This window comes from Novosphingobium sp., from assembly GCF_027531025.1.
GTDB lineage: Bacteria > Pseudomonadota > Alphaproteobacteria > Sphingomonadales > Sphingomonadaceae > Novosphingobium.
Genome location: NZ_JAPZQX010000002.1, coordinates 118,481 through 130,618, shown reverse-complemented (window position 1 = coordinate 130,618; position 12,138 = coordinate 118,481). Strand labels below are relative to the sequence as shown.

At 66.6% G+C, this 12,138-nt stretch carries 9 protein-coding genes; all 9 read left to right on the top strand.

Going from position 1 to position 12,138, the window contains the following annotated elements; translation table 11 throughout:
- Window positions 1-80 precede the first annotated feature (80 nt).
- The 9 genes from O9281_RS01120 (at window position 81) to O9281_RS01080 (ending at window position 12,108) form a co-directional block, all read left to right on the top strand.
- Window positions 81-1,220 carry a cell wall hydrolase gene (locus O9281_RS01120; protein WP_298181897.1) on the top strand — a complete coding sequence of 380 codons (1,140 nt, stop codon included), beginning with the start codon at window positions 81-83 and terminating at the stop codon, window positions 1,218-1,220.
- Window positions 1,221-1,334: 114 nt separating this feature from the next.
- The gene (locus O9281_RS01115; protein WP_298181895.1) at window positions 1,335-1,655 is read left to right on the top strand and encodes a hypothetical protein; all 321 of its coding nucleotides are present in this window, start codon (window positions 1,335-1,337) and stop codon (window positions 1,653-1,655) included.
- 109 nt (window positions 1,656-1,764) lie between these two features.
- Window positions 1,765-3,681 (top strand): EAL domain-containing protein, encoded by a 1,917-nt coding sequence (locus tag O9281_RS01110; RefSeq protein WP_298182584.1) that lies wholly within the window; start codon window positions 1,765-1,767, stop codon window positions 3,679-3,681.
- A gap of 241 nt (window positions 3,682-3,922) precedes the next feature.
- Window positions 3,923-4,885 carry a malate dehydrogenase gene (gene mdh / locus O9281_RS01105; protein WP_298181893.1) on the top strand — a complete coding sequence of 321 codons (963 nt, stop codon included), beginning with the start codon at window positions 3,923-3,925 and terminating at the stop codon, window positions 4,883-4,885.
- 26 nt (window positions 4,886-4,911) lie between these two features.
- Window positions 4,912-5,802, top strand: a complete 891-nt coding sequence (sucD, locus tag O9281_RS01100; RefSeq protein WP_298181891.1) for a succinate--CoA ligase subunit alpha — start codon at window positions 4,912-4,914, stop codon at window positions 5,800-5,802.
- 66 nt (window positions 5,803-5,868) lie between these two features.
- Window positions 5,869-8,709, top strand: a complete 2,841-nt coding sequence (locus tag O9281_RS01095) for a 2-oxoglutarate dehydrogenase E1 component (protein ID WP_298181889.1) — start codon at window positions 5,869-5,871, stop codon at window positions 8,707-8,709.
- A 12-nt stretch (window positions 8,710-8,721) separates the two neighbouring features.
- Window positions 8,722-9,939 (top strand): 2-oxoglutarate dehydrogenase complex dihydrolipoyllysine-residue succinyltransferase, encoded by a 1,218-nt coding sequence (gene odhB, locus O9281_RS01090; RefSeq protein ID WP_298181888.1) that lies wholly within the window; start codon window positions 8,722-8,724, stop codon window positions 9,937-9,939.
- A 26-nt stretch (window positions 9,940-9,965) separates the two neighbouring features.
- The gene (gene lpdA / locus O9281_RS01085; RefSeq protein ID WP_298181887.1) at window positions 9,966-11,366 is read left to right on the top strand and encodes a dihydrolipoyl dehydrogenase; all 1,401 of its coding nucleotides are present in this window, start codon (window positions 9,966-9,968) and stop codon (window positions 11,364-11,366) included.
- Between the two features lie 49 nt (window positions 11,367-11,415).
- Complete coding sequence (locus tag O9281_RS01080; RefSeq protein ID WP_298181886.1) at window positions 11,416-12,108, top strand: PepSY domain-containing protein; 693 nt, start codon at window positions 11,416-11,418, stop codon at window positions 12,106-12,108.
- Window positions 12,109-12,138 lie beyond the last annotated feature (30 nt).

The window sequence follows — 12,138 nt, the reverse complement described above, 5'->3', positions numbered from 1 at the left end:
CGGCACGGCGAGATCTGCGCGGTGGCGGGCTGGCACCAGTCTTGGCTACGCGCTTTGCGCGTAACCGAACCAGGAAAGCGATGCTGAGCACTCTGTCCCTGTCCCTTGAGCCCCGCCCGCGCGATTTCGGCGCGCGGCTGAACCGTCGGCGCGTGCCGACGCTGGCCGGGCGGATGCGGCGGCGGCATCGCGGGCGGCGGGCGCTGGTGTTGCTGGCGGCCTTCGGCGTGCCGGCCTTTGCCGCACCGGCTGACTGGTCGGGGCTGGCGATCGGCAATGCCGGATCGGCCGAGGTCACGGTCGAGCCCATGCCGTTCGAGCGCGCGGGCGAGAGCTTTCCCGGCTCGGCTTTCTATTACCTCGCCACGGACGAGGAGCTGCCGCCGCTGGTGCCGGGCCTGCAAAGCGACGCCGATGGTGGACGCGTGTTCATCGATGAGCGCGCGGGGCCGATTGCCCGTTCGCTGCGGATCGACAATTCCGGGGTGGATCGCACCCGCGCGCTGCAATGCCTGACCGCGGCAATCTATTACGAGGCGCGCAGCGAAAGCGACCAGGGCCAGCGCGCCGTGGCCCAGGTGGTGCTGAACCGCGTGGCCCATCCCAGCTATCCCAACACGGTCTGCGGCGTGGTCTATCAGGGATCGGAACGGACCACCGGCTGCCAGTTCAGCTTTACCTGCGACGGATCGCTGGCCAAGGCGCCCAACCGGATGTTCTGGCTGCGCGCGGAGAATGTCGCCCGCGCGGCGCTGGCCGGTTATGTCGAGCGCACGGTCGGCCTTGCCACCCATTATCACACCATCGCGATCTATCCCTATTGGGCACCCAGCCTGCGCCATATCATCACCGTGGGGGCGCACCGGTTCTATCGCTTCACCGGCCGCGCGGGCGAGCCGGGGGCGTTCCGCTTTGCCTATGCCGGGGGTGAGCCGCTTGCCGCGCCCCATGCCCGCAGCGCCGCCGCCGATCGCCAGCCCGAAACCGCGCTCGATCCGCTGGCCCTGCAACGCGCCTTCGAAGCCGGGCTGGTTTCGGCCCGCGGTGCGGAAGCGATCCCGGCGGGCCAGAGCCGCCCCGCCCCGGCCCCAGCCTATGCCCCGGACGTGCAGCAGCGCGGCGGCGAGGCGCTCTATCGCGGCGAAAACCTGCCGCAGGACAATGGTGTAAGGCCCGAATACCAGAATTCCGGCCGCTGGATTGCCCAGCCGGGCACCTGATCCGCAGCAGCACCGGCGCCGCTGGTTAAGCTTTGGCAACCATAGTGTCACACCAAGCCTTAGGTCGGCCTCGCTAGAGCAGGGGTTCCGTCGAACCACCGCAGGGCCGTTGCCATGACCATTCATTTCGCCGCTGCCCGTCCCGCGCTGGCCCGGGTGCTCAGCCCGCGCTTTACCGCGCGGGTCCTGGGCCGCGCCGCCAACGACAATGGTTCGCACCCCGCCGACCTCAGCCACAGTGCCGAACTGCGCGCCGCGCTGAAGCACTTTGCCCAGCATGGCCTGGGCGCCGCGCGGGTGGCCCAGGCCAATGCCGAGCAGGCCTTCTTCCGCGGCGACCGGAGCGCCTACCGGCACTGGCTGGGAATCTGCCGCACGCTTGACCGGCGGCTGGCCGGAGCGCTTGCCGCCCGGGTCGAACCCACCAACGACTGAAGTAACCTTCCGGTAAGCCAGCCTTAACCATTCGGTGACCTCTGCGCGCTATGCCGCATCTTGGTACCAAGAGGAGCATGCCATCAGGCGCTGGCGAACCGTGTTGCGGGTGCTGTTTCGCACCAATGCCCTAGACGACCGGGTCGGCAAGACCCTGGTCGACAACCTCTATACAAATCCCGGATCGCTGACCGCCGGTGCCGCCAACGGCATCATCGCCGCCCTCGTCGCGGCGACTTACGCGGCGAATCCGGTCATCTGGAACGTCGCGATCCTGCTATCGCTGATCGGCGTGGCGCGCGTGGCCATGGCCTATGGCCTGCCCCGCCTGCAAGTGCGCGACACCCGCTGGCTGGAACTGCTCTACGAATTGGGCGCCTTCAGCTTCACCGCGACCGTCGGGGTCTTTGCCGCCCTGACGATCTGGTACGAAATCCCGCTGATCGCGCAAATGCTGATGCTGTGCTTCGCGATCGGCTATGGCGCCGGCATGGCCACGCGCAATGCCGGCCGTCCGGTGATCTCGGTGACCGGCATGGTGCTGACCTTCACGCCGATCTGCGTCGCCCTGTGGTCGACCGGGGATCTGGCCGCGCGCACGCTCGCCGTGGCAATCCTGATCTGCTTCCTGGGGATGGTCTCGATCTCGATGCAGATCTTCCGGACGCTGCGCGATTCAATCGGAGCGGCCGAAACCAGCGCGCGGCTGGCCGAAAAGATGCAGCAGCTGGCCCGCACCGACGTGGTCACCGGGCTGCATAACCGCGCGGGCCTCAACCATTACCTGGTCGATCACCTCTCGCGCCGCCGCGACGAGACGCGTACCGCGCTGTTCTGGTTCGACCTTGACCGGTTCAAGGAAGTGAACGACGCGCTGGGCCACCAGATCGGCGACCGGGTGCTGAACGAAGTGGCGCAGCGACTGCGAAGCCAGGCCAAGGTCCATTCGGTGATCGGCCGGTTCGGCGGCGACGAATTCATCCTGGCCTGCGACGTGCGCGACCGGCGCGAGGTGGAAACAATTGCCCTCGCGCTGCTGGCCGAAGTGACCCGGCCGATGCGGCTGGACGAGGACCGGCTGGAAATCTCGTGCTCGATGGGCGTGGCGATCCTGCCCGACGATGGTCCGGATCTGGAAAGCGTGATGCAGGGCGCGGACCTGGCGCTCTATCACGCCAAGGTCAACGGCCGGAACCAGGTCAGCTTCTACGATCCGTCGATGAGCCGCGACCTGGTGCGTCGCCGCGAGATCGAGGCGGAACTGCGCGTGGCCCTGCAACGCGACGAGCTGTCGATCTTCTTCCAGCCGATCGTCGATCTGGCGACCGGCCGGATCCGCGCCTTCGAGGCCCTGGTGCGCTGGTTCCACCCCGAAAAGGGCGAACTGCGCCCTGACGAATTCATCCCCGTGGCCGAGGAAACCGGCGCGATCATCACGCTGGGCAACTGGATCACCGCCCAGGCCGCCAAGGCTGCCGCGGCCTGGCCCGACGATGTGACCGTGGCGGTCAACCTCTCGCCGCTGCAACTGAAGGCCCCGGGCGCGGCGCTGGGCATCCTCAATGCCCTGCGCGAGGCGCGCCTGCCGCCGCACCGGCTGGAGCTGGAAATCACCGAGACCGTGCTGCTCGACCACTCGCAGCAGACCGAGGACTTCATGGCCGAGCTGTCGGCCGCCGGGGTCAAGTTCGCGCTGGACGATTTCGGGACGGGCTATTCCTCGCTCGGCTATCTCAACAAGTATCCGTTCGGGAAGATCAAGGTCGACCGCAGCTTCGTGTCCGGCCCCAATGTCGGCAAGAAGAGCGATGCGATCATCCGCGCCGTTTCGGGTATTGCCGCCTCGCTCGACATGGAGATCGTCGCCGAGGGCCTCGAAACGATCGAGCAGGTCGATGCGGTCAAGGCCGCGGGTTGTACCTTGGGCCAGGGCTATTACTTCAGCCGCGCCGTGCCCGATTACCTTGCCGCGATGCTGCTGGCGCAGGAACGCGACGCGACCGAACCCAACCGCGCGGCGGGCTGATCCACCAGCACCGGGCGGGCGCTTGCCGCTACGGCACTTGTTGCTCACAGGGTCAAATGCTATTGCGAACCAATTGCAAAGATAATTGGGCGACACGCTTTTTCCTGCCTTGCAATCGCCAATTCACCGGCTTAGGGCACCCCTAACCCGCCGGCCGGCCCCTTGCGCCTAGCGGGATGGTGGGGGCCGTGCCGAACGTCAGACGCTGATCCCGCGAATACGGACAAGGACAGGTCTCACTATGGCTCGCAAGAAGATCGCCCTCATCGGTGCCGGCATGATCGGTGGCACGCTCGCCCACCTCGCCGCGAAGAAGGAAATGGGCGACATCGTCCTGTTCGACATTGCCGAAGGCATGCCCCAGGGCAAGGCGCTGGACCTGGCGCAGTGCGGCCCGATCGAAGGCTTTGACGCCAATATCAAGGGCACCAACGACTATGCCGACATCGCCGGCGCCGATGTGGTGATCGTCACCGCCGGCGTGCCGCGCAAGCCGGGCATGAGCCGCGATGACCTGCTGGGCATCAACCTCGGCGTGATGAAGGCCGTGGGTGAAGGCATCAAGCAGCACGCGCCCGACGCCTTCGTGATCTGCATCACCAACCCGCTCGACGCGATGGTCTGGGCGCTGCGCGAATTTTCGGGGCTCCCCGCCAACAAGGTGGTCGGCATGGCCGGCGTGCTCGATTCGGCCCGCTTCGCCACTTTCCTCGCCTGGGAATTCGGCGTTTCGGTCAAGGACGTGAACGCTTTCGTGCTGGGCGGCCACGGCGATACCATGGTGCCGGTGCTCGAATATTCGACCATCAGCGGCATTCCCGTCACCGACCTGGTGAAGATGGGCAAGTCGACCAAGGAAAAGCTCGACGCGATCGTCGCCCGCACCCGTTCGGGCGGCGGCGAGATCGTTGGCCTGCTCAAGACCGGCTCGGCCTATTACGCCCCGGCCACCAGCGCCATCGCCATGGCCGAAGCCTATCTGGGTGACCAGAAGCGCATCCTGCCCTGCGCGGTCCACGTTGACGGCAAGTACGGCCTCGACGGCCTCTATGTCGGCGTGCCGGTGGTGATCGGCGCGAACGGCGCCGAGGAAGTGATCGAAATCGCCCTCGACGACGAAGCCAAGGCCAATTTCCAGGTCTCGGTCGACGCGGTCAAGGAACTGCTGGTCGCCTGCAAGGCGATCGAGCCCTCGCTGGCTTAAGGACAACTCCCCGGGAGAGCTGAATCATGTCGATCCTCATCAACAAGCACACCAAGGTCATCACCCAGGGGATGACCGGCGCCACCGGTACCTTCCACACCGAACAGGCGCTGGCCTATGGCACGCAGATGGTTGCGGGCGTGACCCCCGGCAAGGGCGGCACCACCCACATCGGCCTGCCGCAGTATGACACTGTGCACGAAGCCAAGGCCGCGACCGGCGCCACCGCTTCTTGCATCTATGTCCCGCCGCCGGGCGCAGCCGATGCGATCCTTGAGGCGATCGACGCCGAGATCGAGCTGATCGTCTGCATCACCGAAGGCATTCCGGTGCTCGACATGGTCAAGGTGAAGCGCGCCCTGTCGGGCTCCAAGTCGCGCCTGATCGGCCCGAACTGCCCCGGCGTGCTGACGCCCGACGAGTGCAAGATCGGCATCATGCCCGGCTCGATCTTCAAGAAGGGTTCGGTCGGCGTGGTCAGCCGCTCGGGCACCCTCACCTATGAAGCCGTGTTCCAGACCAGCAACATTGGCCTGGGCCAGACCACCGCGGTCGGCATCGGCGGTGACCCGGTCAACGGCACCAACTTCATCGACGTGCTGGAACTGTTCCTGGCCGACGACGAGACCAAGTCGATCATCATGATCGGCGAAATCGGCGGCGATGCCGAAGAGCAGGCCGCCCAGTTCCTGATCGACGAGGCCAAGCGCGGCCGCAAGAAGCCGATGGCCGGCTTCATTGCCGGGCGCACCGCCCCTCCGGGCCGCCGCATGGGCCACGCCGGGGCGATCGTCTCGGGCGGCAAGGGCGATGCCGAAAGCAAGATCGCGGCGATGGAAGCCGCCGGCATCCGCGTCTCGGCCTCGCCCAGCCTGCTGGGCGAAACGCTGGCCGAAGTGCTCAAGGAACGCGTCTGACCTGATCAGCCACCCCGCGCGGCCACGGTCGTGCGGGTGGCTTGTCCTCCCCGGGATCAAGCTCAAATGGGTAACGAACTCCACGATTTCCTCCCCGACGACCCTCAACCCGGGCCGTCGTGGGCCAAGCCCGACTGGCGTTCCGCGTCGGACGACCTGACCGCCGCGCTCGATCCCACACAGATGCAGGTGGCGATCAAGGCCGCCGCCGCGAAAGCCGGTGCGGCGATGGACCCGCGCGCGATCGAGGAAGCTGCGGCGGATTCGATCCGGGCGATGATGCTGGTGCGCACCTATCGTGTGCGCGGCCACCTGGGCGCGGACCTCGATCCGCTGGGCCTCAGCCACCAGAACCTGCCGGCCGATCTCGATCCGGCCTATCACGGTTTTGCCGGCGCGGCGCTGGACCGCAAGGTCTACCTCGGCGGCACGCTCGGCCTCGAATGGGCGACCGTGCGCGAGCTGGTCGATATCCTGAAGCGCAATTACTGCGGCAAGGTCGGCTATGAATACATGCACATCGCCGACGTGGAGGAGCGCCGCTTCATCCAGGAGCGGATCGAGGGCGGTGACAAGTCGATCGACTTCAGCCCAGAAGGCAAGAAGGCGATCCTGGGCGCGGTGATCCGCGGCGAACAGTACGAGCGCTTCCTCGGCAAGAAGTATGTCGGCACCAAGCGCTTCGGCCTTGATGGCGGCGAAGCCATGATCCCGGCGCTGGAAGCCGTGATCAAGTATGGCGGCAGCCGCGGCGTGCGCGAGATTGTCTATGGCATGGCCCACCGCGGCCGCCTCAACGTGCTCGCCAACGTGATGGCCAAGCCCTATCGCGTGATCTTCCACGAATTCTCGGGCGGCACGGCCAACCCGGAAGACGTCGGCGGATCGGGCGACGTGAAGTATCACCTCGGCACCAGCACCGACCGCGAGTTCGACGGGATCAAGGTGCACATGAGCCTGGTGCCGAACCCCTCGCACCTCGAAACGGTGGACCCGGTGGTCCTCGGCAAGGTCCGCGCCCAGCAGGCCTTCCGCGACGACATCGGCCGCGACGAAAACGGCAACCTCAAGCACAAGCAGGTGCTGCCCGTCCTGATCCACGGCGACGCCGCCTTTGCGGGGCAAGGCATCGTCTGGGAATGCTTCGGCTTCTCAGGCGTCAAGGGCTACAACACCGGCGGCTGCATCCATTTCATCATCAACAACCAGATCGGCTTCACCACCAGCCCGCAGTTCTCGCGCGGCTCGCCCTATCCCTCGGACGTCGCCAAGGGCGTCCAGGCGCCGATCCTGCACGTCAACGGCGATGATCCCGAAGCCGTGACCTTCGCCTGCAAGCTGGCGATCGACTATCGCCAGACCTTCGGCCGCGACATCGTGGTCGACATGTGGTGCTATCGCCGCTTCGGCCACAACGAGGGCGACGAGCCGGGCTTCACCCAGCCGCTGATGTACCAGAAGATCCGCCAGCATCCCGGCGTCAGCACGATCTATGCGAACCGTCTGATCGAACAGGGCGTGATCGACAAGGCCTGGGCGCCTGAAAACGAGATGCGCTTCACCCAGGTGCTGGAGCAGGAGTTCGAGGCGGCCAAGGGCTACAAGGCCAACGAGGCGGACTGGTTCGCCGGGCGCTGGACCGGCCTCAACAAGCCGGCCGATCCCGAAACCGCGCGCCGCAACGTGGCCACCGGCATCGAACAAAAGCTGTTCGACAGCCTGGGCCGCACGCTGACCACGGTTCCCGAAGGCCTGACGATCCACAAGACGCTGGCCCGCGTGCTCGATGCCAAGCGCGAGATGTTCGCCACCGGCCAGGGCTTTGACTGGGCCACCGGCGAGGCACTGGCTTTCGGCAGTCTGGCTTCCGAAGGCTACAACATCCGCCTGTCGGGCCAGGATTCGGGGCGCGGCACTTTCAGCCAGCGTCACGCCGTCTGGGTCGACCAGACCGACGAGCACAAGTACGTGCCGCTCTCGACTGTGCCGCATGGCAAGTTCGAGGTTCATGACAGCCCGCTGTCCGAATACGGCGTGCTTGGCTTCGAATATGGCTATGCCAGCGCCGACCCGAAGACCCTGGTGCTGTGGGAAGCGCAGTTCGGCGATTTCGCCAACGGCGCGCAGATCATGATCGACCAGTATGTCGCTTCGTCGGAATCGAAGTGGCTGCGGGCCAACGGCCTCGTCATGCTGCTGCCGCACGGCTACGAAGGCCAGGGTCCAGAACACTCCTCGGCCCGGCTTGAGCGGTTCCTGCAGCTCTGCGCGCAGGACAACATCCAGGTCTGCAACATCACCACCCCGGCGAATTACTTCCACGTGCTGCGCCGGCAGATGCACCGTCCGTTCCGCAAGCCGCTGATCATCATGACGCCCAAGTCGCTGCTGCGGCACCCGCTGGCCAAGAGCCAGGCCTCGGACTTCATCGGCGACGGGCACTTCATGCGGATCCTGTCCGACGTGAACGGGGCGGCCGATGCCAAGACCCGCAAGGTCATCCTGTGTTCCGGCAAGGTCGCCTATGACCTGATGGAAGCCCGCGATGCCGCTGGGATCGACGATGTCCAGATCATCCGCCTTGAACAGCTCTACCCCTTCCCGGGCGAGCCCCTGGCCCTGCGCCTGTCGCGGATGAAGAACCTGGAGGAAGTGGTCTGGTGCCAGGAAGAGCCGAAGAACAACGGTTCGTGGTTCTTCGTCGAACCCCTGATCGAGGAAGCCCTGGCCGCCGCCAAGAGCCCAAAGAACAATGGGGTGGCGCGCGCGCGTTATGCTGGCCGCAATGCCAGCGCCTCGCCCGCCACGGGCCTCGCCAGCCGCCACGCCAGCGAGCAGGGCGCGCTGATCGGCCACGCGCTGGGCACCTCGGTCCGCTCCGAAATCCGCCGGCAGAAGAAAGCCTGAGGAAACAGAATCATGTCTACCGAAGTCAAAGTTCCGACCCTGGGCGAATCCGTGGCCGAGGCCACTATCGGCGAATGGCTGAAGAAGCCCGGCGAAGCCGTCGCGCTGGACGAGCCGATTGCCAGCCTTGAGACCGACAAGGTCGCGGTCGAGGTGCCGAGCCCCGTTGCCGGGGTGATGGGCAATTACCTGGCCCAGGTGGGTGACAATGTCGCCGTCGGCGCCGTGATCGCCACGATCGAGGCTGGCAGCGGCGCGCCTGCCGCACCCGCACCCGCCGCTGCGCCGGCCCCGGCCCCTGCACCGGCTGCCGCTCCGGCCCCGGCCATTGCTGCGGACGCCGCGGTGCTGTCCCCCGCCGTGCGCCGCGCCGTGCTGGAACACGGGGTCGATCCGACCGCGATCAAGGGCACCGGCAAGGATGGCCGCCTGACCAAGGAAGACGTGCTGGCCGCCGCCGCCGCGAAGAGCGCCGCCCCGGCTGCTGCTGCGGCACCGGCTGCCGCCGCCGCCCCGGCCCCGTCCGGTGATCGCGGCGAAGAGCGCGTCAAGATGACCCGCCTGCGCCAGACGGTCGCCCGCCGCCTGAAGGACGCGCAGGATACCGCCGCGCTGCTGACCACCTTCAACGATTGCGACATGTCGGCGGTGATCGCCGCCCGCAACACCTACAAGGACGCCTTCGAAAAGAAGCACGGCGTGCGCCTGGGCTTCATGGGCTTCTTCGCCAAGGCCGCCTGCCTGGCGCTGAAGGACATTCCGGCGGTCAACGCCCGGATCGAGGGCGACGAGATCGTCTATCACCCCTATGTCGACATGTCGGTGGCGGTTTCGGCCCCCAACGGCCTGGTCGTGCCGGTGGTGCGCGACGTGCAGGACATGTCCTTCGCCCAGATCGAGAAGGCGATTGCCGACTATGGCAAGAAGGCCAAGGACGGCGCGCTGACCATGGCCGACATGACCGGCGGCACCTTCACCATCTCCAACGGCGGCGTGTTCGGCTCGCTGATGAGCACCCCGATCATCAACCCGCCGCAGAGCGCCGTGCTGGGCCTGCACCGGATCGAGGATCGCCCCGTGGTCCGCGATGGCCAGATCGTGATCCGCCCGATGATGTACCTCGCCCTGTCCTATGACCACCGCCTGATCGACGGGCGCGAGGCCGTGACCGCGCTGAAGATCATCAAGGAAGCGATCGAAGATCCCACCCGCCTGCTGATCGACCTGTAAGGCCGGATCTCCAAGGGAAGCGAACCATGGCTGAATACGATTACGACGTGATCTTCATCGGGGCCGGCCCGGGCGGCTATGTCGGCGCGATCCGCGCGGCGCAGCTGGGGCTGAAGACGGCCTGTGTGGAAAGCCGCGAAACGCTGGGCGGAACCTGCCTCAACGTCGGCTGCATTCCTTCCAAGGCGCTGCTGCACGGCTCGGAAAAGTTTGCCGAAGCCGCCAATGGCACGCTCGCGCGCTATGGCGTTAAGCTGGGCAAGGTCGAGCTCGACCTCGCCGCGCTGCAGGCCGACAAGGCCGATGCCGTGAAGGGCCTGACCGGCGGCATCGAATTCCTGTTCAAGAAGAACAAGGTCGATTGGCTGAAGGGCCACGGCACGTTCAAGGACGCCCACACCGTGACCGTCGCGGGCAAGGACTACACCGCGAAGGAAGTGGTGATCGCCACCGGTTCCAGCGTCACTCCGCTGCCCGGCGTCGAAGTCGATAACGACAAGGGCGTGATCGTCGACAGCACCGGCGCGCTGGCGCTGAGCAAGGTGCCGGGCCACCTGGTGGTGATCGGCGGCGGCGTGATTGGCCTCGAAATGGGTTCGGTCTGGCGGCGGCTGGGCGCGAAGGTCACCGTGGTCGAATTCCTCGACCAGCTGCTGCCCGGCATGGATGGCGACATCCGCAAGGAAGCCGCGAAGATCTTCAAGAAGCAGGGCATGGACCTGAAGCTTGGCACCAAGGTGACCGGCGCGAGCGTCAAGGGCAAGAAGGCCACGCTGACGCTGGAACCCGCGAAGGGCGGCGCGGCGGAAACGCTGGAGGCTGACTGCGTGCTGGTGGCGATCGGTCGCCGTCCCAACGTGGCGGGCCTTGGCCTTGAGAACATCGGGCTGGAACTGAACGCGCGCGGACAGATCGAAACCGGCCACGACTTCCGCACCAAGGTCGACGGCGTCCGCGCGATCGGCGACGTGATCCCCGGCCCAATGCTGGCCCACAAGGCCGAGGACGAAGGCATCGCCGTGGCCGAATACATTGCCACCGGCACCGGCATCGTGAACCACGATGTGATCCCCGGCGTGGTCTACACCCTGCCCGAATTCGCCGGCGTCGGTCTGACCGAAGAGCAGGCCCGCGAAAAGGGCGAGATCAAGGTTGGCAAGTTCCCGATGATGGCCAACAGCCGCGCCAAGACCAATCACGAGCCCGATGGCTTTGTGAAGGTGATCGCAGACGCGAAGACCGACAAGGTGCTGGGCGTCTGGGCGATCGCCACGGTCGCCGGCACGATGATCTCCGAGGCCGCGCTGGCGATGGAATTCGGCGCAACCAGCGAAGACATCGCCTATACCTGCCACGCCCACCCGACCCACAGCGAAGCGGTGAAGGAAGCGGCGATGGCGGTGACCGGCAAGCCGATCCACATCTGATCGCCGTTCCGGCTTGCGATAGACCTGCACGGCGGGCCATAGGCTGACCATGGCCCGCCGCACTCCCATGCAGAAACTTGCCCGCTGGCACATCTGGCTCGGCTGGCTGGTCGGCGTGCCCTTGCTGCTGTGGACGCTCTCGGGCCTGGTCATGGTCGCCCGCCCGATCGAGGAAGTGCGCGGCAATCACTTGCGGATCGAGCCGCCGCCCGGGGCAATGACGGTCGATTTTGGAGGCAAGGGTGCGGCGATCAAGCTGCGCGAAGGGCACATCGTCCAGCAGCGCGGGCGCGCGGTCCTGCTCGCCACCCTGCCCGATGGCCAGACAGCCCGCTTTGACCTGGCCAATCCCGCCGCCGGCCCGCTGCCGCCGCTGCGCGAGGCCGAAGCCCGCGCCGCCGTCGCCGCCGAAATCGTTGGTGGCAAACAGGTGGCCTCGGTCCGGCTGTTCCCAGCTGGTCAGGCGCCGCTGGATTTCCGCCGGCCCGTCGCCGCCTGGCAGGTAGTGCTGGCCGACGGCACCCATGTTTACGTCGGGCAGGCCAGCGGCGAGATCGAGGCGGTGCGGACCCGCTGGTGGCGGACCTTCGATTTCATGTGGGGGCTCCACATCATGGACCTCGAGACCCGCGAGGATACCCACCATCCGCTGCTGATCGGCTTTGCCGCGCTGGCCCTGATCGGCTGCCTGCTCGGCACGGTGCTGCTGTTCCGCCGTCGACGCCGGCCGATTTCCCGCTAAAACTCTCCCTCCCGCTACAAGGAAACTCCC

What these genes read in the sequence shown, in the direction of transcription:
- O9281_RS01120 (WP_298181897.1), top strand. Translation starts at nt 81, where the DNA reads ATGCTGAGCACTCTGTCCCTGTCCCTTGAGCCCCGCCCGCGCGATTTC.
- O9281_RS01115 (WP_298181895.1), top strand. Translation starts at nt 1,335, where the DNA reads ATGACCATTCATTTCGCCGCTGCCCGTCCCGCGCTGGCCCGGGTGCTC.
- mdh (WP_298181893.1), top strand. Translation starts at nt 3,923, where the DNA reads ATGGCTCGCAAGAAGATCGCCCTCATCGGTGCCGGCATGATCGGTGGC.
- sucD (WP_298181891.1), top strand. Translation starts at nt 4,912, where the DNA reads ATGTCGATCCTCATCAACAAGCACACCAAGGTCATCACCCAGGGGATG.
- O9281_RS01095 (WP_298181889.1), top strand. Translation starts at nt 5,869, where the DNA reads ATGGGTAACGAACTCCACGATTTCCTCCCCGACGACCCTCAACCCGGG.
- odhB (WP_298181888.1), top strand. Translation starts at nt 8,722, where the DNA reads ATGTCTACCGAAGTCAAAGTTCCGACCCTGGGCGAATCCGTGGCCGAG.
- lpdA (WP_298181887.1), top strand. Translation starts at nt 9,966, where the DNA reads ATGGCTGAATACGATTACGACGTGATCTTCATCGGGGCCGGCCCGGGC.
- O9281_RS01080 (WP_298181886.1), top strand. Translation starts at nt 11,416, where the DNA reads ATGGCCCGCCGCACTCCCATGCAGAAACTTGCCCGCTGGCACATCTGG.